Source organism: Streptomyces sp. NBC_01244 (assembly GCF_035987325.1).
In the GTDB taxonomy this organism is placed as follows: domain Bacteria; phylum Actinomycetota; class Actinomycetes; order Streptomycetales; family Streptomycetaceae; genus Streptomyces.
Genome location: NZ_CP108488.1, coordinates 4,865,494 through 4,885,164, shown reverse-complemented (window position 1 = coordinate 4,885,164; position 19,671 = coordinate 4,865,494). Strand labels below are relative to the sequence as shown.

Here is a 19,671-nt window from a genome sequence, read left to right as displayed (position 1 = left end):
ACGCACGCGACGCACGCGACGGACACAGCTGACGACGGGGGACGGGCGCAGCAATGGGTGAGATCTTCGCCGGCCGGTACGAACTGATCGACCCGATCGGACGTGGCGGCGCCGGCGCCGTATGGCGTGCCTGGGACCACCGGCGCCGCCGCTACGTCGCAGCGAAGGTCCTCCTGCAGAGCGATGCCCACACCCTGCTGCGATTCGTCCGCGAGCAGGCGCTGCGGATCGATCACCCGCACGTACTGGCCCCGGCCAGCTGGGCGGCGGACGACGACAAGGTCCTCTTCACCATGGACCTCGTCGCCGGCGGTTCCCTCGCCCATGTGATCGGGGACTACGGGGCCCTGCCGCCCCGGTTCGTCTGCACACTGCTCGACCAGCTCCTGTCGGGGCTGGCGGCGGTGCACGCGGAGGGTGTCATCCACCGCGACGTCAAACCGGCCAACATCCTGATGGAGGCCACCGGAACCGGGCGGCCGCACCTGCGGCTGTCCGACTTCGGCATCGCCATGCGCAAGGGCGAGCCCCGGCTGACCGAGACCGCCTTCCTGGTCGGTACGCCGGGTTATCTCGCGCCCGAACAACTCCTCGGCGCCGAGCCGGACTTCACCGCCGACCTGTTCGCCGTCGGACTGGTGGGCCTCTACCTGCTCCAGGGCACGAGGCCCGACTACCAGGCCCTCGTGGAGCAGTTCTTCACCCACGGCACCCCCGCTGCTCCCGAGGGCGTTCCCGCGCCGCTGTGGGACGTCCTGGCGGCGCTGCTCCAGCCGGACCCCCGGAGCAGGTTCCAGACCGCCACCGGGGCGCGCAGGGCCCTCGCCGAGGCCGTGGAACTCCTGCCCCCGCCCGGCCCGGACGGGGATTCGGCCGGGGTGGTCGAGGTGTTCGACCAACTGGGCCCGGTGCCCGCCGGGTTCACGCCCCGCACGCTCCGGGAACCCGCGTACGAGACCCCGCCGACGGCCCCGCCCACCGTGCCCGCGCAGCCCCCCGGTGCCCCCGCACCCGTCACCGCTCCCCTCGGGGTCTTCGGGCCCTCGGAGACGGGCAGCTTCCACCTCCCGCCGCCCCTCCTCGCCACCGCCCCGGCACCGCAGACACCGCAGGCGCCGACGCCGACGGCCCCGTACCAGCACCAGCACCAGCAGCCCACGCCTCCGGCCGCGCCCGCCGTACCCCGTACGACCGCGCTCGCGCCCCCGCCCGCGAAGGTGACCGCCGGAATCCTGCTCGCCGCCGTACTGTGCTTCGCCGTCGGGATCTGGGCCCTGACCCAGCTCTAGGGCCCCCAGGACCTGTCAGGGCCTGTCCCGGGGGGTCCGCCGCCGGGCCAGCAGGATCCAGCCGCCCAGGACGAGCAGCAGCAGCGTCCCCGTACCGAAGCCGGCGCCCGCGACCACCCGCATCACCGACCGGTTCGCGGCGGCGGCATCGGCCTCCACGGCCGTGGTGCCCTCCTTGGCCGCCGTACGGTCCTCGGTGCCCACTCCGAACCCGGCGGCCGCGAGGTCCTCCGCGTAGGCCGGGGCCTTGCCCGGTGTGCCGATGATCTGCGTGCGCAGGGTCAACGGGACGGGCACCGCTTCCTGGGTGAACTCCCCGACCTTCCCCGCCATGGTCACCGCGACGTAGTACCAGCCGGCCACCCGGACCGCCCCGACCTTCCGGTCGGAGGCGAAGCGGTTCTCGTAGGCCACCGGCGCGGTCCGCGGCAGGGTGAGCCCCGCCTGCTTCCCGTCGTAGGAGGTGTCCTCGGCGTCGATCAGCGACCGGTAGGGGCTGTACAGCGAGACGGAGAGCCCCGGCGAGGCGTACCCGGAGTCCTTCGTCGGCTTGCCCGCGGAGAGTTCGGCGGCGAGGCCCAACTGCTGTCCCCAGTCGAGCGGCACCCGGTAGAAGCGGGTCTGCCCCGGCCGCAGCTCGTCGCTCCAGACCCCGGTGTCCAGGGCCCGCGCGTCGTTGAAGCCGGTCCCGCCGGAGCGGGCCGCCGCATCGCTGCCCGGCAGGGTCGGGGAGGCGGAGGGCCAGACGCTCGGGGCGGAGGTGGGCCCGGCGGCGCCACCGGGTTTCGGCTCGCGCTGGACCCGCAGCTCCAGGGGCCATTGCGCCGGGTCCCCGCCCTTGCCCATCTCGCGCGTGACCTTGACGTAGTAGGTGCCGACCCCCTGGCACTCGGCGTCCTCCTTCAGGATCCGGGCCCCCACGGCGCTGAGGGGGGCGGGGTCGTAGCCGAAGGACGCCCGACCCGGGCTGCCCAGGCAGCCGTGGTTCTCGATGTCGAGGACGTTCACTTCCAGGCCGTCGCTGTAGCTGACCTTGGCGCCGCCCGGGGGCTGGAGCACGGCGGACACGTACACGGTCGAACGGTCGTCGAGGTAGAGCCGGTAGTACCGCTCCCCCGGCGCCATCGAGTCCTTGTAGACCGAGCCGGCCTTCAACTCCGGTGCCCCCGCCGTGGAGGGCTTGCCCGTGACCGCCTGCGCCCCGTCCGCGCCCCGGTAGGCGGGCACCGGCTGCGGGGCCGTGTCCGCGTCCGCGGCCCCCGGCAGGGCCGCGACCAGACCGAGGGCGGCCAGGGCCGCCGCGGCGGCCGTCCGTACCCGACGTACCCCACCCATCACACGCACCCACCCCGAGTTTGCCAACGCAAGCACGTTCTTTGCATATCGCAATATTTCGTCACAGAGCAGCACAAAGCCCCGACCGCAGCGGCAGTCGGGGCTCTGGGATCAACCTCGGGTCTCACACACCGGAACCAGAAGGCACGGAGTCGGTTGCCTCCGTCCACAGGTCCTGCTCTGCGCGGTCCGCCTGGATCTGGCGGTACACGAGGAGCCCGCCGATGGCGGCCAGTGCGACCAGGAGCAGCTTCTTCACCGCGCGACCTCGTCTTTCGTTGACGTAGGGGACTTCTGGCGCCCAACAATACACACCGACCGATACCGATCGGTGACCTACCACTGCACCAACTGGCCCAACGACAAAGACCCCCAGGCCATGGGCCTGAGGGTCTTCGACACTGTGGGGCTAACAGGATTTGAACCTGTGGCCTCATCCTTATCAGGGATGCGCTCTAACCAACTGAGCTATAGCCCCATCCGCGCTGCGCGCTGACTTCTGAAGGTTAGCGCACAGACCCGGTGACTCCAAAATCGATAGCGGCGACCCGTCTGCGCAGGTCATCCGCCCCGTCCTCGGAGGCCTACTCGTCCTCGGCGAGCGTCAGCTCCACACCGCCGACGAAGCCCGCCGACAGGTTGTAGATGAACGCGCCCAGGGTCGCCAGCGCCGTCATGAGCACCACGTCGATGACCGAGATCACCGACGTGAAGATCAGAACGCGCGGCAGCGACAGGAAGCTCTGGAGGTCGAAGCCGTTGCTCTCGTTCGAGCCGGTCGCCTCGCTGATCGTGCCGCCGACGCTGGAGAAGATGCCCATGGCGTCCATGACCATCCACAGCACCACCGACGCCACGATCGTGCAGACGCCCAGCGCGATCGACAGCAGGAAGCTGACCTTCATCACCGACCAGGGGTCGGCCTTGGCCACCCTGAGCCGCGCCTTGCGCGTCCTGGGTGCCATACGGGCCCCCGTGCGCGGCTTGCGCTGCGCACCGGGATCGCCCGCCCCCCGCGGCGTCCCGGGGCCCTGGGGCACCGAGTACGCCTGCGGCGGCTGGTACGGCGGCTGAGGGCCGGCCTGCGCCTGAGGCGACTGAGGCGGCTGCGGCCCTCGGGTGTCCGTCACGGTTCCCCCCTGGGAGTCCGCGGCGGGGCCACGGGCACCGTTCGCTCCAGTGTTGGCCGGTCCGGCGCCCGTGGCTCCGCTCACGCTTACTCCTCGTGCTCCCCAGCCGAGGGCTCCGTGCCCTCGGCGGCCTCCGCGGCCTGTCCTTCGACAGCCGCGTCGGTCCCGATCTCGTTCTCGCTGTCGTCGGCCTCGTCAGTTTCCTGACCGGCCTCCGCGTTGCGGGCGATGCCGACGACGGCATCGCGCTTACCCAGGTTGATCAGCTGGACGCCCATGGTGTCACGGCCGGTCTCCCGTACTTCGTTGACGCGCGTACGAATCACACCACCGCTGAGCGTGATGGCGAGGATTTCGTCCGTTTCGTCGACCACGAGCGCCCCGACGAGCGAGCCGCGGTCCTCCACGATCTTCGCGGCCTTGATGCCCAGTCCACCACGGCCCTGGACGCGATACTCGTCCACCGGGGTCCGCTTGGCATAGCCGCCGTCGGTCGCGGTGAATACGAACGTACCGGGCCGGACCACGCTCATGGAGAGCAGTTCGTCCCCTCCGCGGAAACTCATGCCCTTCACGCCCGAAGTGGCGCGGCCCATCGGACGCAGCGCGTCGTCGGTCGCCGTGAAGCGGATCGACTGCGCCTTCTTGCTGATGAGCAGCAGGTCGTCCTCGGCGGACACCAGCTCGGCGCCGATCAGCTCGTCGTCGCTGCCGTCCTCGGTCTCCCGCAGGTTGATGGCGATGACGCCACCCGAACGGGGCGAGTCGTAGTCCTTGAGCGCCGTCTTCTTCACCAGGCCGCCCTTGGTGGCCAGGATCAGGTACGGGGCGATCTCGTAGTCGCGGATCGCGAGGATCTGGGCGATCTTCTCGTCCGGCTGGAAGGCCAGCAGGTTCGCCACGTGCTGCCCGCGCGCGTCGCGGCCGGCGTCCGGGAGCTCGTACGCCTTGGAGCGGTAGACCCGGCCCTTGTTCGTGAAGAACAGCAGCCAGTGGTGCGTGGTGGACACGAAGAAGTGGTCGACGAGGTCGTCCTGCTTCAGCTTCGTGCCGCGCACGCCCTTGCCGCCGCGCTTCTGCGAGCGGTAGTCCTCGGTCTTGGTGCGCTTGACGTACCCGCCGTGGGTGATCGTGACGACGATGTCCTCTTCGGCGATCAGGTCCTCCATGGACATGTCGCCGTCGAAGGGCACCAGCTTGGAACGCCGGTCGTCGCCGAACTTCTCGACGATGGCCGCCAGTTCCTCGCTGACGATCTGACGCTGGCGCTCCTCGGAGGCCAGGATCGCGTTGTACTCGTTGATCTTGGCCTGGAGCTCGTCGTGCTCGGCGACGATCTTCTGCCGCTCCAGGGCCGCGAGGCGGCGGAGCTGCATCTCCAGGATCGCGTTCGCCTGGATCTCGTCGATCGACAGCAGGCCCATCAGGCCCTCGCGGGCGATCTCGACCGTGTTGCTGCGCCGGATCAGCGCGATGACCTCGTCGATCGCGTCCAGCGCCTTGAGCAGACCGCGCAGGATGTGGGCGCGCTCCTCCGCCTTGCGCAGGCGGAACTTCGTGCGCCGGACGATGACCTCGATCTGGTGCGTCACCCAGTGGCGGATGAAGGCGTCGATCGACAGCGTGCGCGGCACGCCGTCCACCAGCGCCAGCATGTTCGCGCCGAAGTTCGTCTGCAGGTCGGTGTGCTTGTAGAGGTTGTTCAGCACGACCTTGGCGACGGCGTCGCGCTTGAGGACGATCACCAGGCGCTGGCCGGTCCGGGACGAGGTCTCGTCGCGGACGTCGGCGATGCCGCCGACCTTGCCGTCCTTCACCAGGTCGGCGATCTTCTGCGCCAGGTTGTCGGGGTTGGTCTGGTACGGAAGCTCCGTGACCACCAGGCACTGGCGGTTCTGGATCTCCTCGACCTCGACCACCGCGCGCATCGTGATGGAGCCGCGACCGGTCCGGTACGCCTCCTCGATGCCCTTGCGGCCCACGACCAGGGCGCCCGACGGGAAGTCCGGGCCCTTGATCCGCTCGATGAGCGCGTCCTGGAGCTCCTCGTGCGAGGCCTCCGGGTGCTCCAGCGCCCACTGGGCGCCGGCCGCGACCTCGCGCAGGTTGTGCGGCGGGATGTTGGTGGCCATGCCGACCGCGATGCCCGCCGAACCGTTGATCAGCAGGTTCGGGAACCGCGCCGGCAGGACGGTGGGCTCCTGGTTGCGGCCGTCGTAGTTGTCCGTGAAGTCGACGGTCTCCTCGTCGATGTCCCGGAGCATCTCCATGGCCAGCGGCATGAGCTTGCACTCGGTGTAGCGCATCGCGGCCGCCGGGTCGTTGCCCGGGGAGCCGAAGTTGCCGTTGGAGTCCACGAGCGGCATGCGCAGCGACCACGGCTGGGCCAGGCGGACCAGGGCGTCGTAGATCGAGGAGTCACCGTGCGGGTGGTACGTGCCCATGACGTCACCGACGACGCGGGCGCACTTGTAGAAGCCCTTCTCGGGCCGGTAGCCGCCGTCGTACATCGCGTACAGCACACGACGGTGGACCGGCTTGAGGCCGTCCCGTACGTCGGGCAGCGCGCGGGAGACGATGACGGACATCGCGTAGTCGAGGTAGGAGCGCTGCATCTCCGTCTCGAGCCCCACGGGCTCGATGCGCACGACGGGCTGCTCCTCCGCGGATTCCGCGGCGGTGGGGGTGATTTCGTCGGCCATTGCTGGTCAGAAGTCCTTTCGGGCGGTCAGCTGAGCCGACTCAGATGTCGAGGAAGCGAACGTCCTTGGCGTTGCGCTGGATGAAGGAGCGCCGGGCTTCGACGTCCTCACCCATCAGCACCGAGAACAGGTCGTCGGCCTGCGCGGCATCGTCCAGGGTGACCTGGCCGAGCACGCGGTGGTCCACGTCCATCGTGGTGATGCGCAGCTCCTCGGCGTTCATCTCGCCCAGACCCTTGAAGCGCTGGATCGAGTCTTCCTTGATCCGCTTGCCGTTCTGCTTGCCGAGCTCGACCAGGGCGTCGCGCTCGCGGTCCGAGTACGCGTACTCGAAGTCGTCGCGACCCCACTTGATCTTGTAGAGCGGCGGCCGCGACAGGTACACGTGACCGGCCTCGACCAGCGGCCGCATGAAGCGGAACAGGAAGGTCAGCAGCAGGGTGTTGATGTGCTGGCCGTCGACGTCGGCGTCCGCCATCAGGATGATCTTGTGATAGCGGAGCTTCTCGATGTCGAAGTCCTCGTGCACACCCGTGCCGAAGGCGCTGATCAGCGCCTGGACCTCGGTGTTCTGGAGGATCTTGTCGATGCGGGCCTTCTCGACGTTCAGGATCTTGCCGCGGATCGGCAGGATGGCCTGGTACATCGGGTTGCGGCCGGACTTCGCCGAGCCGCCGGCCGAGTCGCCCTCGACGATGAAGATCTCGCACTTGGTCGGGTCGTTGGACTGGCAGTCCGACAGCTTGCCCGGCAGCGAGGCGCTCTCCAGCAGACCCTTGCGACGGGTGAGGTCACGGGCCTTGCGGGCCGCGACGCGCGCCGTGGCCGCCTGGATCGACTTGCGGATGATGTCCGCGGCCTCGTTCGGGTTCCGGTCGAACCAGTCGTTGAGGTGCTCGTGCACGACCTTCTGCACGAAGGTCTTGGCCTCCGTGTTGCCCAGCTTGGTCTTCGTCTGGCCCTCGAACTGCGGCTCGCCCAGCTTCACCGAGATGATCGCCGTCAGACCCTCGCGGATGTCCTCGCCGGCGAGGTTGTCGTCCTTCTCGCGGAGGAACTTCTTCTCCCGCGCGTAGCGGTTGACCAGGCCTGTCATCGCCGCACGGAAGCCCTCTTCGTGGGTACCGCCCTCGTGCGTGTGGATCGTGTTCGCGAAGGAGTAGACCCCCTCGGTGTACTGCGAGTTCCACTGCATCGCGATCTCGACCGAGAGCATGCGCTCCTTGTCCTCGGCCTCGACGTCGATGACGGTCGGGTGGATCAGCTCGCCCTTGCGCGCGTTCAGGTACTTCACGAAGTCGACGATGCCGCCCTCGTAGTGGTACTTGACCGTGCGCGCCTGCTGGTCGTCGGTCTCCTCGGCGGTGTCCGCGCCCATCGTGGCCTTCGCCGACTCGCGCTCGTCCGTCAGCGAGAGGGTCAGGCCCTTGTTGAGGAAGGCCATCTCCTGGAAGCGGCGCGAGAGCGTCTCGAAGGAGTACTCGGTGGTCTCGAAGATGTCGCCGTCGGCCCAGAAGGTGACCGAGGTGCCCGTCTCGGACGTCTCCTCGTTCTTCAGCAGGGCCGCCGTCGGGACACCGAGCTTGTAGTCCTGGGTCCAGCGGAAACCGTCGGTCTTGACCTCGACCGCGACCCTGGTGGACAAGGCGTTCACGACGGAGACGCCGACGCCGTGCAGACCGCCGGAGACGGCGTAGCCGCCACCGCCGAACTTGCCGCCCGCGTGCAGGACCGTCAGCACGACCTCGACGGCCGGCTTCCCCTCGGACGGCACGATGCCGACCGGGATGCCGCGGCCGTTGTCGACTACGCGCACGCCGCCGTCGGCGAGGATCGTCACGTCGATGGTGTCCGCGTGCCCGGCCAGGGCCTCGTCGACCGAGTTGTCGACGACCTCGTAGACGAGGTGGTGGAGCCCGCGCTCACCGGTCGAGCCGATGTACATGCCGGGCCGCTTGCGGACCGCGTCCAAGCCCTCGAGGACCTGGATGGCACTGGCGTCGTACGAGGACGTGACCTCGCCGTTCTGGCCGACTGTGGACTGGTTGTCGTTGGGGTTGCCGGAATCGGCCACGAAGCGCCCTTTCTGGCACAGCACAGGCCGTACTCCGGGCCGGCATGCATGCAAGCGGGAGCGGCTGCGTCGATCTGCGTTGTCAGCGGTGGTCAGCTTTACTCGACTGGATCCCGCGCGTGCGCGGGATTCTCGTTCAGTCTACCGGTATCACCCCCATGAATGGGCGTTTGCCGGTACCTGAGTCCGCATGTGCCGCCCGGAAACTCCTCTCTCCGACTCCCCATATCCGGGGAGGGGCTCAAAGAGGCTCACACGGGCATTGAGCGCTTCGGGCTGTCAACCTCTCGCTACCGTGAGGGACACCACCCGCACAGCCGTCCGTACGGTCGTCCACCGGACCCCTACTCACCCGTACGGGTGCGCGCGCGGGCGGGCCGTACGGGTGTACGCGCACCGGGGCGCGGGCCCGGGCCCGTGCCGCCGCCCGGGCCGCGGCACGACCGGTACACGCACGGTCGGGGACGCCGGTTCAACCGTCGCGCCAAGGCGCGCGGAGCCGGCCCGGCGGCGTCGGGTCACCCCGCGCCGGGTCATGCGCAGTCCGGCCCCACGGCGCGAGGCCCCGGCGCAGGGCCCCGCGGGCTCACCCGTAGGTGTCCCCCGGGCCGGTGCTCCCCGGGGCCCGCCAGGGGCCGTACCGTTTCGGCCCGCCGCCCGGGCCGTGGACCTTGATCAGCCGGACGGTGCCCTGCCCCAGGTCCGCGTTGAGCCGGGCCACCAGCTGCGGGGCCAGCAGCTTCAGCTGCGCCGCCCACGCCGAGGAATCGCAGCGCACGACCAGCTCGCGGTCCTCGTACCGGTCCGGCACGCAGTGGGTGGCGATGTCCTGGCCGACGATCTCCGGCCAGCGCTCCATCACGCCCGCCACCGCCATCGGCATCTCCCAGCCGCGCTCCGTGCGCAGCCGGTCCAGTGCCGCCATCAGCGGCATCGGATCCCTGCCGTCGGCTCGGGCGCCCGAGCGCAGGCCCGGCCGGTAGCCGCCCTTCTTGTTCTGCGCCGCGTTGCCCCGGGCCCGCGCCGCCTCGCGCGCCGCCGCCAGGGCCTGGCGTGCCAGGTCCACGCCCGAGGGCTCGGGCGTCTTGCGCGGCGGGTCCTGCGGGGCCGGTTCCTGCTCCTTGCCGCTCACAGCCGGGTCACCTCCCCGCCGGCCACCGCGAACCGGGTCCCGACCAGCACCCCGGGCACGTCGTCGTCGACCGCCGCCGTCACCAGCACCTGCTCGCCGGGCGCCACCAGCTCCGCCAGCCGCTCCCGGCGGCGCGCGTCCAGCTCCGCGAACACGTCGTCGAGGATCAGCACCGGCTCGCTGCCCTCCGCGCGCAGCAGCTCGTAGGAGGCCAGCCGCAGGGCCAGCGCGTACGACCAGGACTCGCCGTGGCTGGCGTACCCCTTGGCCGGCAGCTCCCCGAGGCGCAGCACCACGTCGTCGCGGTGCGGGCCGACCAGGGTCACCCCGCGCTCGATCTCGCCCTTGCGCACCTCGGCCAGCGCGCCCAGGAGGACCTCGTACAGCGCCTCGCGGGTGCGCGCCTCGCCGCTGTCCACCTGCTCGCCCGCGGAGGACTTGTAGGCCGCGCCGAGCGGTCCGCCGCCCGGCGCCAGCTGCTCGTACGCCTTGTCCGCCAGCGGCAGCAGGGTCGCGAGCAGGTCGAGCCGGTGGGCCAGCAGCTCCGCGCCCGTGCGCGCCAGGTGCTGGTCCCACACGTCGAGGGTGGACAGGTCCATCGAGCGGCCGCCGTGCCGGCGGGCCATCGCCGCCGACTTCAGGAGGGTGTTGCGCTGCTTGAGCACCCGCTCGTAGTCCGAGCGGACGGCCGCCATGCGCGGCGAGCGGGCCGTGACGAGCTCGTCGAGGAAGCGGCGCCGCTCCCCGGGGTCGCCCTTGACCAGGGCCAGGTCCTCGGGGGCGAACAGCACGGTGCGCACGATGCCCAGGACGTCCCGAGGCCTGACCTGCGAGGACCTGTTGATCCTGGCCCGGTTGGCGCGGCCCGGGTTCAGCTCCAGCTCCACGAGCTGCTGCCGCTCGCCCTGGGTGACCGCGGCCCGGATGACGGCGCGCTCGGCGCCCATCCGCACGAGCGGGGCGTCCGCGGAGACGCGGTGGCTGCCGAGGGTCGCGAGGTAGCCGATCGCCTCGACGAGATTGGTCTTGCCCTGCCCGTTGGGGCCCACGAAAGCGGTGACGCCCGGGTCGAGGGGAACCTCGGCCCGGGCGTACGAGCGGAAGTCGGCCAACGAGAGATGCGAAACGTGCATGTGGCGCCGACCTCCCCCGGCTTCCTGCTGCTCTGCCGTACTCCGCTCCACAGGCTGTGGACCTACAAGCCGTTGACCTGTGGACCTGTGGAGCGGTTGTGGATTACTTCTTCTCGACCGCGTGGCCGCCGAACTGGTTGCGCAGCGCGGCGATCATCTTCATCTGCGGGGAGTCGTCCTGGCGGGACGCGAACCGTGCGAAGAGCGAGGCCGTGATCGCGGGCAGCGGCACGGCGTTGTCGATCGCGGCCTCGACCGTCCAGCGGCCCTCGCCGGAGTCCTGCGCGAAGCCGCGCAGCTGCTGCAGGTGCTCGTCCTCGTCCAGCGCGTTCACGGCCAGGTCCAGCAGCCAGGAACGGATGACCGTGCCCTCCTGCCAGGACCGGAACACCTCGCGGACGTCGGTGACCGAGTCGACCTTCTCCAGGAGCTCCCAGCCCTCGGCGTAGGCCTGCATCATGGCGTACTCGATGCCGTTGTGGACCATCTTCGCGAAGTGGCCGGCGCCGATCTTGCCGGCGTGCACGGCGCCGAACTCACCCTCGGGCTTGAGGGCGTCGAAGACCGGCTGGACGGCCGCGACGTGCTCCTTGTCGCCGCCGTACATCAGCGCGTAGCCGTTCTCCAGGCCCCAGACGCCGCCCGAGACTCCGCAGTCCACGAAGCCGATGCCCTTGGCGGCCAGCTCGGCGCCGTGCTTCTCGTCGTCGGTCCAGCGGGAGTTGCCGCCGTCGACGACGATGTCGCCGGGCGAGAGCAGGCCGGCGAGCTCGTCCACGGTGGACTGGGTCGCCGCGCCGGCCGGGACCATGACCCACACCACGCGGGGGGCCTGCAGGCTGTCCACAAGTTCCGACAGGCTGTGGACATCGGCGAGGTCCGGGTTGCGGTCGTATCCGATGACGGTGTGGCCGGCGCGGCGGATGCGCTCGCGCATGTTGCCGCCCATCTTGCCGAGACCGACGAGACCAAGCTCCATCAGGTGGTTCCTTAAGCGTTGTGGCCGTCTGTGCCGGGGTGCTCCCCTGCCCGGGGACATCCCCCCGTGCCGAGCCTACGCCGGGCCGCGGCGCCCGGCGCCACGGGCACTCCGGGTGTCGGCGCCCTGGCGCGCTGCGGGCCGCGCACGAGGCTCCGTAGGGGCTCTCCACGGACTCCTGCGAGGCCGCTGCGGGGCCCCCACGAGCCCGCCGCAGGGCCGCTTCGGGGCTCCGCGGGGCGGGAGGCGGAACGCCCTCGGGCCCGGTCCGCGGGAAGCGGGGCCGGGCCCGAGGGGGCTGCCGCGTCGTTTCCGGGATCAGCCGGAGAGGCGGACCGGCATGATCAGGTACTTGTACGCCTCGTCGGCCTCGGCGTCGACCGCCGGGCGGCCGCTGAGCAGCGCCGGCTTGGTGGACGTGGTGAAGCTGAGCTGCGCGGCCGGCGAGTCGATCGCGCTCAGGCCGTCCAGCAGGAAGGTCGGGTTGAAGGCGATCGAGATGTCGTCGCCCTCCAGCTTCGCGTCGACGCGCTCCACAGCCTGTGCGTCGTCGGAGGAACCGGCCTCCAGGATCAGCACGCCCTGCTCGAAGCTGAGGCGGACCGGGGTGTTGCGCTCGGCGACGAGGGCCACGCGCTTGACGGCCTCGACGAACGGGGCGGTCTCGATCACGGCGACGGAGTTGAACTCCGTCGGGAAGAGCGTGCGGTACTTCGGCAGGTCGCCCTCGAGGAGTCGGGTGGTGGTGCGCCGGCCCGCGCCCTCGAAGCCGATGAGGCCCTCGCCCTGGCCGGAGCCCGACAGCGCGATGGTGACCGTGTCGCCGCTGGTCAGCGACTTGGCGGTGTCCAGGAGGGTCTTGGCGGGCACCAGGGCCACGGCCGAGGCCTCCGGGTCCTCGGGCTTCCACAGGAACTCGCGGACCGCGAAGCGGTAGCGGTCGGTGGAGGCCAGGGTGACCTTGTCGCCCTCGATCTCGATGCGGACACCGGTCAGCACGGGCAGCGTGTCGTCGCGGCCCGCGGCGATGGCGACCTGGGCGGCGGCGGAGGCGAAGACCTCGCCGGGCACGGTGCCGGTCGCGGTGGGCATCGTCGGCAGTGCCGGGTACTCCTCCACAGGCAGGGTGTGGAGTGTGAATCGCGAGGAGCCGCAGACCACGGTCGCCCGTACACCGTCTGTGGAAATCTCCACCGGACGGTTGGGCAGGGCGCGGCAGATGTCGGCGAGCAGCCGGCCGGAGACCAGGACGGTGCCGTCCTCCTCGACGTCGGCCTCGACGGAGACCCGGGCCGAGACCTCGTAGTCGAAGCCGGAGAGGGACAGCTTGCCCTCCTCGGCCTTCAGCAGCAGGCCCGCGAGAACGGGCACCGGCGGCCGGGCCGGGAGGCTACGGGCAGCCCAGGCCACCGCCTCCGCGAGTACGTCGCGCTCCACCCGGATCTTCACCGGAAACCGCCTCCTGCTGTTGCTCGCTCGTCTGCCGGCCTTCGTCGTCGGCTCGTCGATGCCTCGACCGATGCCGGGGACCAGTCTGACGTACGGCGCCGACAGTCGTCGCTGTCGGCGGTCAAGTCGGGAGCGAGGTGTCGGGGAGGGCGATCCACCGAGTTGTGCACAGGACCTGCTTGAAAACCGAAACCGGGCTAACTCTCTATGGGGGTAGTAGTAGGGCCTGTGGAAACGGTGGATAACAGTGTTTTCGCAGGTCAGCCCACGTTTTTTATCCCCACACCCTGTGGGCGACACCGGTGGACAACCGGGTGTCTCTGTGGAGAACGAAAACTTCTGCACAGGCCATCCCCAGATGACCCTCACTACTCCACAGGTGCGTCCCCAGGTTTTCCCGAGTAGTCCACAACCCAAACGTCGACTTCGGTGTGACCGCTTTCACTCGGGGCGGTGATGGAGGGTTCCGCGTTGCCGAACAGTGGACAACGGTGTGGGGAAGTCGTCTGATCCTGTGCACAGGCCCCGGGAAGCTGTGGACCGGCGGTGGACAACGCGGTGGACGGACCTGTGGATGAAATTTTCGTCCACAGCCTGTGGATAGTCGTTGCGCACAATTCCACAGGGGTCTGACCAGCCCTGATGGTGCCTCACACCTGGGCCCTGTGGACAGTCTTGTGGGTGACGCGGCCCGTCCCCAGGCTGTGGACGGAAGAAAGTCGCCCAATCTGTGGATGAGTTGCCCCCAAGGGGGCGTATTCGAACAAGTTGGGGGCGCACGCATGAAGAAGGGCGCCCCCGAAGTGACCCGGGAGCGCCCTCTTGAAGCGTTTGGAAGGGCTCGGCGGCGCCCGTACGGCACGTCCACAGAGCCGGCGTCAGCCGTTCTTGATGCGGTTCGTGAGCTCGGTCACCTGGTTGTAGATGGAGCGGCGTTCCGCCATCAGAGCGCGGATCTTGCGGTCCGCGTGCATGACGGTGGTGTGGTCGCGGCCGCCGAACTGCGCCCCGATCTTGGGTAGCGAGAGGTCCGTGAGCTCCCGGCACAGGTACATGGAGATCTGCCGGGCGGTGACCAGGACCCGGCTGCGCGAGGAGCCGCACAGGTCGTCCACGGTCAGCCCGAAGTAGTCGGCGGTGGCCGCCATGATGTCGGTGGCGGTGATCTCGGGCGAGCTGTCCTCGCCGCCCGGGATCAGGTTCTTCAGGACGTCCTCGGTCAGGCCCAGGTCGACCGGCTGCCGGTTCAGGCTCGCGAAGGCCGTGACCCGGATCAGCGCCCCCTCCAGCTCGCGGATGTTGCGCGAGATGCGGGAGGCGATGAACTCCAGCACCTCCGGCGGGGCGTTGAGCTGCTCCTGTACGGCCTTCTTGCGCAGGATCGCGATGCGGGTTTCCAGCTCGGGCGGCTGGACGTCGGTGATCAGGCCCCACTCGAAGCGGTTGCGGAGCCGGTCCTCCAGGGTGGCGAGCTGCTTGGGCGGCCGGTCGGAGGAGAGCACGATCTGCTTGTTGGCGTTGTGGAGCGTGTTGAAGGTGTGGAAGAACTCCTCCTGCGTCGACTCCTTGCTCGCCAGGAACTGGATGTCGTCGACGAGCAGGATGTCCATCTCGCGGTAGCGCTTGCGGAACGCGTCGCCCTTGCCGTCGCGGATCGAGTTGATGAACTCGTTGGTGAACTCCTCGGAGCTCACGTACCGCACCCGGGTGCCGGGGTAGAGGCTCCGTGCGTAGTGCCCGATGGCGTGGAGCAGGTGCGTCTTGCCGAGGCCCGATTCCCCGTAGATGAAGAGGGGGTTGTACGCCTTCGCCGGCGCCTCGGCGACGGCCACCGCGGCGGCGTGCGCGAAGCGGTTGGAGGCGCCGATGACGAAGGTGTCGAAGAGGTACTTGGGGTTCAGCCGGGCGGTCGGCTCCAGCGGGCCCGAGGTGGATCCGCCGGACGGGGCCGAGGGCGCGGGCCGGCTGGGTGCCTGCCGCGCGGGCGGCTGGTCGTACTGCTGCTGCTCGTACTGGCGGGAGGAGCGCTGCTGCTGACCCTCGTACTGCTGCTGCTCGTACTTCTGCTGTTCGTAGGAGCCCTGGTCGTAAGAGGAGGGCTCGGACTGCTGCATGTAGCCGGGCTGCGGGGAGGCGTACGGATCGCGTTCGGGGAAGCCGCCGAGGCGGGGCTGCTGCCAGCCGTAGTCGTCCTGCTGGCCGCCGCGGGGCCAGGCGCCGGGCTCGGAGCGCGGCTGCTGGTAGTCCGGGTAGGCGGGGCGGGCGCTGGGGAGCTGGTCGTCCGCGGGTCCGGTGTGGCCGGTGTGTCCGCCGGGTCCCGTGTGGCCCCCGGGGCCGGTGTGCCCGCCGGGGCGCTGGTCGCCGTACGGTTCGTAGCCGTCGCGGGAGGGGGACGAGGGGGGCGAGGGCTCGCCGGCGGAGTCGTCGACGGTGATGGCGATCCGGATGGGGCGGCCGCACTCACGGCTGAGGGCGTCGCTGATGAGGGGGGCGAGCCGGCCCTCGAGGACGCGCTTGCCGTACTCGTTGGGGACGGCGAGCAGCGCGGTGTCCGCGACCAGGGCCAGGGGCTGACAGCGCTCGACCCACTGCTTGTCCTTGGGTTCGATGCTGTTCTGTCCCTCCCCGAGGAGCTTTTCGAGCACCCTTGGCCACACTGCGGCAAGATCGGCAGGTACGTCAGCCACAGAGCACGCTCTCTCAGAGGGGGTCCCACGAATGTGTGGTTCTTTGGGACGGTCGGGACAAAAAATCCAGGGTCAGGCAACGGTAGTCAGGCCAGCGGGTACGGTTCAAGTCGTTGTCCACAGCCTGTGCACAGTGTGGGGCACCGTCGACTCGGTTTGACCGGATGGCGTAGCCGCGCGTACCGTAACGAGGTCGAGTTGTCGATGGCTGCTGCCGCCTGCCTACCGATGGGCGAAGATCACTGATTGTGATCGTTTTGCGGTGCCACTCGGGCGAACACGCGAGTTTTCTCCTCGTGGGCGCACGGTGACAGCCAGGCGATGTCCCGCCTAAACGATTTATTCTCTGGAGCCCTCGAGTGAGCAAGCGCACCTTCCAGCCGAACAACCGCCGTCGTGCCAAGACCCACGGCTTCCGTCTCCGGATGCGTACCCGTGCCGGCCGCGCCATCCTCGCGAACCGTCGTGGCAAGGGCCGCGCCGAACTCTCCGCGTAACTGACGGGCGGATCGTGACGTCGTGCTGTCTCCCGAAAATCGGCTGAGGCGGCGCGAGGACTTCGCGAGCGCGGTACGTCGAGGTCGTCGGGCTGGTCGCCCGCTCCTCGTCGTCCACCTACGTACAAGCGGTGCAACGGACCCGCACGCGCCGGGGGAGATCGATCCCTCGACGCGTGCGGGTTTCGTCGTCAGCAAGGCTGTCGGCATCGCCGTGGTACGCAACCGGGTCAAGCGCCGTTTGCGCCATCTCGTCCGCGAGCGGCTGTCTCAGCTGCCCGAAGGTAGCCTGATGGTGGTACGGGCTCTGCCCGGAGCGGGTGATGCCGGTCTCGACGAGCTGGCCCGGGACCTCGATGCCGCATTGCTGCGGCTCTTGGGAGGCGTCGCTCGATGAAGTACCCGCTGCTCGCATTGATCAAGCTGTACCAGTGGACGATCAGTCCGCTGCTCGGGCCGGTGTGCCGTTACTACCCCTCGTGTTCGCACTACGGGTACACGGCCATCGACCGGCATGGTGCGGTGAAGGGGACGGCTCTGACCGCCTGGCGGATCCTGCGGTGCAATCCGTGGTCCCCGGGTGGCGTGGACCACGTCCCACCCCGGAAACGCCCGCGTTGGCACGAGCAGCTGCGCAGTGCGTTGCGTAGATCTCGCAATGCTCAAGGAGCCTGATTAGTGGACACGATTGCCAGTCTGTTCAGCTTTATTACCACGCCTGTCTCGTGGATCATCGTCCAGTTCCACAAGGTGTACGGCGCCATGTTCGGCGCGGACAGTGGTTGGGCCTGGGGCCTGTCCATCGTCTCCCTGGTGATCTTGATCCGCATCTGCCTGATCCCGCTCTTCGTGAAGCAGATCAAGGCGACGCGCGGCATGCAGGCGATCCAGCCGAAGATGAAGGCGATCCAGGAGCGCTACAAGAACGACAAGCAGCGCCAGTCCGAAGAGATGATGAAGCTGTACAAGGAGACGGGTACCAACCCGCTCTCCTCGTGCCTTCCCATCCTGGCGCAGTCCCCGTTCTTCTTCGCGCTCTACCACGTGCTCGCCAGCATCGCCAACGGCACGCCGATCGGTCAGATCGACGGCCCGCTGCTGGAGAGCGCGCGTAACGCGCACATTTTCGGTGCCCCGCTGGCTTCCAAGTTCATGGACAGCCCCGAGAAGGTCGCCGCTCTGGGCGCCTCGATCACCGACGTGCGGATCGTCACCGCGATCATGATCGTGATGATGTCGCTGTCGCAGTTCTACACGCAGCGCCAGCTGATGCAGAAGAACGTCGACCTCTCGGTCAAGACGCCGTTCATGCAGCAGCAGAAGATGCTGATGTACGTCTTCCCCCTGATCTTCGCCTTCATGGGCATCAACTTCCCCGTCGGCGTCCTCGTCTACTGGCTGACCACGAACCTGTGGACCATGGGCCAGCAGATGTTCGTCATCAGCCGGAACCCCACCCCGGGCAGCCTGGCCCAGGACCAGTACCTGACGCGCCTGCTGAAGCAGATCACCGCGCACGGCGAGCTCAAGAGCCGGGGCAAGAAGAAGATCGTCGCGGCGATCGTGGCCAAGGGTCCGGACCGCAACGACAACGAGCGCAAGTTCATCACCGGTCTGAGCAAGCAGGGCCTGGCCGCGCAGGCGGACGGCTCCGTGGCGAAGAGCGTCGAGGCGACCGTGGATTCCGATGCGGCCGGCGGTGGCGGACAGAAGCGCCAGCAGCCCAAGCGGCAGTCGAAGTCGCAGCGTCAGACGCCCCCCAGCAAGCCCTCTCCCAAGAAGTAAGAAGGAGTCCCTCCCGTGACGGAAGGCACCACCACCGCCGCCGCTGAGAGTGGCGACACCCTGACCCGCCTCGAGCAGGAGGGTGAGATCGCGGCCGACTACCTTGAGGGTCTGCTGGACATCGCCGACCTGGACGGCGACATCGACATGGACGTCGAGGCGGACCGCGCCTCGGTCTCCATCGTCAGCGAGTCCGCGCGCGACCTGCAGAAGCTCGTAGGCCGCGACGGCGAGGTGCTGGAGGCTCTGCAGGAGCTGACCCGCCTCGCCGTGCACCGCGAGACCGGGGACCGCAGCCGGCTGATGCTCGACATCGGCGGCTTCCGGGCGAAGAAGCGCGAGGAGCTGACGGCCCTCGGTGCCAAGGCCGCGGACGAGGTGAAGTCGTCCGGTGAGCCCCTGAAGCTGGACCCGATGACCCCCTTCGAGCGGAAGGTCGTCCACGACGCCGTGGCGGCCGCCGGTCTGCGGAGCGAGTCCGAGGGCGAGGAGCCGCAGCGCTTCGTCGTCGTGCTTCCGGCCTGACCGGAAGCTTGAGTGTCCGGCCCCGTCTGTCTCGCAGGCGGGGCCGATCTTTGTCAGCCTGGCAGTGACGACGTGGGTTCACAACCATGCGGTACGGAAGGACGGTCCCCGTGACGGAGGCAGCTGAGCTTCCCCCGATGCCCGAAGAAGCACCCCAGGCACCTGAAGAGGCGCGTGCGGTGTTCGGTGAGCATTTCCCGGAAGCTGTGCGGTACGCGGAGCTGCTGGCGGACGCGGGTGTCAAGCGGGGCCTGATCGGGCCGCGCGAGGTGCCGCGGCTCTGGGAGAGGCACCTGCTGAACTGCGCCGTGCTCTCGGAAGTGGTGCCCGAGGGCGTCACCGTGTGCGACGTGGGTTCGGGCGCCGGCCTCCCCGGCATTCCGCTGGCCCTGGTGCGCAGGGACCTGAAGATCACGCTGCTGGAGCCACTGCTGCGCCGCACGAACTTCCTCCAGGAAGTCGTGGAGCTGCTGGGGCTCGACCATGTGACGGTCGTGCGCGGGCGGGCCGAGGAAGTCCTCGGCAAGCTCCAGCCGGTGCACGTGGTGACGGCGCGCGCGGTGGCTCCGCTGGACCGGCTCGCAGGATGGGGCGTGCCCCTGCTGCGCCCGTACGGCGAGATGCTGGCGCTGAAGGGCGACACCGCCGAGGAGGAGCTGGTGGCGGCGAAGGCCGCGCTGACCAAGCTCGGTGTGGTGAAGACCTCGGTGCTGCACGTCGGCGAGGGGATCGTGGACCCGCTCTCCACCGTCGTGCGGGTTGAGGTCGGGGAAAGCCCCGGCGGGGTTCGGTTCGCCGCGAAGCGGGCCAAGGCCGCCCGGGTGAGCCGTACGCGCCGGCGCCGCTGAGGCTCTGCCGAGCCGTGTTCGCAGCCGTATCGCAGGGGTGTTGAGCCCTATAGGTATGGATTTCGGAGTGTCGTAGCGGCCGGATGACTCCGTCCGGGCATCGTGT

General features: G+C 69.3%; 17 protein-coding genes, 1 tRNA gene and 1 pseudogene. 7 read left to right on the top strand and 12 right to left on the bottom strand.

Annotated elements, in window-relative coordinates:
- The first annotated feature begins 53 nt into the window (after positions 1–53).
- Positions 54–1,289: a serine/threonine-protein kinase gene (locus tag OG247_RS21980; RefSeq protein ID WP_327253840.1), complete on the top strand. Its 1,236-nt coding sequence runs from the start codon at positions 54–56 to the stop codon at positions 1,287–1,289.
- Between the two features lie 15 nt (positions 1,290–1,304).
- On the opposite strand, the gene OG247_RS21975 is transcribed toward OG247_RS21980, so the two are convergent.
- The 12 genes and pseudogenes from OG247_RS21975 to OG247_RS44855 form a co-directional block, all read right to left on the bottom strand.
- On the bottom strand, positions 1,305–2,624 hold the full coding sequence (locus OG247_RS21975; RefSeq protein WP_327253839.1) for a hypothetical protein: 1,320 nt from the start codon (positions 2,622–2,624) through the stop codon (positions 1,305–1,307).
- A gap of 124 nt (positions 2,625–2,748) precedes the next feature.
- Positions 2,749–2,883, bottom strand: a complete 135-nt coding sequence (locus OG247_RS21970; RefSeq protein ID WP_208809277.1) for a DLW-39 family protein — start codon at positions 2,881–2,883, stop codon at positions 2,749–2,751.
- Positions 2,884–3,028: 145 nt separating this feature from the next.
- A tRNA-Ile gene (locus OG247_RS21965) sits at positions 3,029–3,102 on the bottom strand.
- A gap of 106 nt (positions 3,103–3,208) precedes the next feature.
- Positions 3,209–3,838: a DUF3566 domain-containing protein gene (locus OG247_RS21960; RefSeq protein ID WP_327253838.1), complete on the bottom strand. Its 630-nt coding sequence runs from the start codon at positions 3,836–3,838 to the stop codon at positions 3,209–3,211.
- Between the two features lie 2 nt (positions 3,839–3,840).
- Complete coding sequence (gyrA, locus tag OG247_RS21955) at positions 3,841–6,456, bottom strand: DNA gyrase subunit A (protein WP_327253837.1); 2,616 nt, start codon at positions 6,454–6,456, stop codon at positions 3,841–3,843.
- A 40-nt stretch (positions 6,457–6,496) separates the two neighbouring features.
- A complete protein-coding gene (gyrB, locus tag OG247_RS21950; protein WP_327253836.1) occupies positions 6,497–8,554 on the bottom strand; it encodes a DNA topoisomerase (ATP-hydrolyzing) subunit B in 2,058 nt (685 codons plus the stop codon).
- A 562-nt stretch (positions 8,555–9,116) separates the two neighbouring features.
- On the bottom strand, positions 9,117–9,662 hold the full coding sequence (locus tag OG247_RS21945) for a DUF721 domain-containing protein (RefSeq protein ID WP_327253835.1): 546 nt from the start codon (positions 9,660–9,662) through the stop codon (positions 9,117–9,119).
- On the bottom strand, positions 9,659–10,795 hold the full coding sequence (gene recF / locus OG247_RS21940; RefSeq protein WP_327253834.1) for a DNA replication/repair protein RecF: 1,137 nt from the start codon (positions 10,793–10,795) through the stop codon (positions 9,659–9,661). Before recF ends, OG247_RS21945 begins: the two co-directional genes overlap by 4 nt.
- 103 nt (positions 10,796–10,898) lie before the next feature.
- A complete protein-coding gene (gnd, locus tag OG247_RS21935) occupies positions 10,899–11,774 on the bottom strand; it encodes a phosphogluconate dehydrogenase (NAD(+)-dependent, decarboxylating) (RefSeq protein ID WP_243331108.1) in 876 nt (291 codons plus the stop codon).
- Between the two features lie 318 nt (positions 11,775–12,092).
- Positions 12,093–13,223 carry a DNA polymerase III subunit beta gene (dnaN, locus tag OG247_RS21930; protein ID WP_243331110.1) on the bottom strand — a complete coding sequence of 377 codons (1,131 nt, stop codon included), beginning with the start codon at positions 13,221–13,223 and terminating at the stop codon, positions 12,093–12,095.
- Positions 13,224–14,101: 878 nt separating this feature from the next.
- Positions 14,102–15,337, bottom strand: coding sequence for a chromosomal replication initiator protein DnaA (dnaA, locus tag OG247_RS21925; protein ID WP_442813649.1), 1,236 nt, complete (start codon positions 15,335–15,337; stop codon positions 14,102–14,104).
- A gap of 11 nt (positions 15,338–15,348) precedes the next feature.
- Positions 15,349–15,910, bottom strand: a pseudogene (locus OG247_RS44855) (chromosomal replication initiator protein DnaA); the annotation flags it as partial.
- A gap of 359 nt (positions 15,911–16,269) precedes the next feature.
- On the opposite strand from OG247_RS44855, the gene rpmH reads away from it, so the two are divergent.
- From rpmH to rsmG, 6 genes are all read left to right on the top strand, one after another.
- Complete coding sequence (gene rpmH, locus OG247_RS21920; protein WP_100597229.1) at positions 16,270–16,407, top strand: 50S ribosomal protein L34; 138 nt, start codon at positions 16,270–16,272, stop codon at positions 16,405–16,407.
- Between the two features lie 22 nt (positions 16,408–16,429).
- Entirely contained in the window at positions 16,430–16,804 is a 375-nt protein-coding gene (gene rnpA, locus OG247_RS21915) for a ribonuclease P protein component (RefSeq protein WP_267754555.1), read from the top strand.
- On the top strand, positions 16,801–17,082 hold the full coding sequence (yidD, locus tag OG247_RS21910) for a membrane protein insertion efficiency factor YidD (protein WP_076043740.1): 282 nt from the start codon (positions 16,801–16,803) through the stop codon (positions 17,080–17,082). Before rnpA ends, yidD begins: the two co-directional genes overlap by 4 nt.
- A gap of 3 nt (positions 17,083–17,085) precedes the next feature.
- On the top strand, positions 17,086–18,192 hold the full coding sequence (gene yidC / locus OG247_RS21905; protein ID WP_327253831.1) for a membrane protein insertase YidC: 1,107 nt from the start codon (positions 17,086–17,088) through the stop codon (positions 18,190–18,192).
- A gap of 15 nt (positions 18,193–18,207) precedes the next feature.
- Entirely contained in the window at positions 18,208–18,717 is a 510-nt protein-coding gene (locus OG247_RS21900) for a Jag family protein (protein ID WP_327253830.1), read from the top strand.
- A gap of 137 nt (positions 18,718–18,854) precedes the next feature.
- Positions 18,855–19,565 (top strand): 16S rRNA (guanine(527)-N(7))-methyltransferase RsmG, encoded by a 711-nt coding sequence (gene rsmG, locus OG247_RS21895; RefSeq protein WP_327257575.1) that lies wholly within the window; start codon positions 18,855–18,857, stop codon positions 19,563–19,565.
- Positions 19,566–19,671 lie beyond the last annotated feature (106 nt).

Coding starts and splice junctions, on each gene's coding strand:
- OG247_RS21980 (WP_327253840.1), top strand. CDS start 54: ATGGGTGAGATCTTCGCCGGCCGGTACGAACTGATCGACCCGATCGGA.
- OG247_RS21975 (WP_327253839.1), bottom strand. CDS start 2,624: ATGGGTGGGGTACGTCGGGTACGGACGGCCGCCGCGGCGGCCCTGGCC.
- gyrA (WP_327253837.1), bottom strand. CDS start 6,456: ATGGCCGACGAAATCACCCCCACCGCCGCGGAATCCGCGGAGGAGCAG.
- recF (WP_327253834.1), bottom strand. CDS start 10,795: ATGCACGTTTCGCATCTCTCGTTGGCCGACTTCCGCTCGTACGCCCGG.
- gnd (WP_243331108.1), bottom strand. CDS start 11,774: ATGGAGCTTGGTCTCGTCGGTCTCGGCAAGATGGGCGGCAACATGCGC.
- dnaA (WP_442813649.1), bottom strand. CDS start 15,337: ATGCAGCAGTCCGAGCCCTCCTCTTACGACCAGGGCTCCTACGAACAG.
- yidD (WP_076043740.1), top strand. CDS start 16,801: ATGAAGTACCCGCTGCTCGCATTGATCAAGCTGTACCAGTGGACGATC.
- rsmG (WP_327257575.1), top strand. CDS start 18,855: ATGCCCGAAGAAGCACCCCAGGCACCTGAAGAGGCGCGTGCGGTGTTC.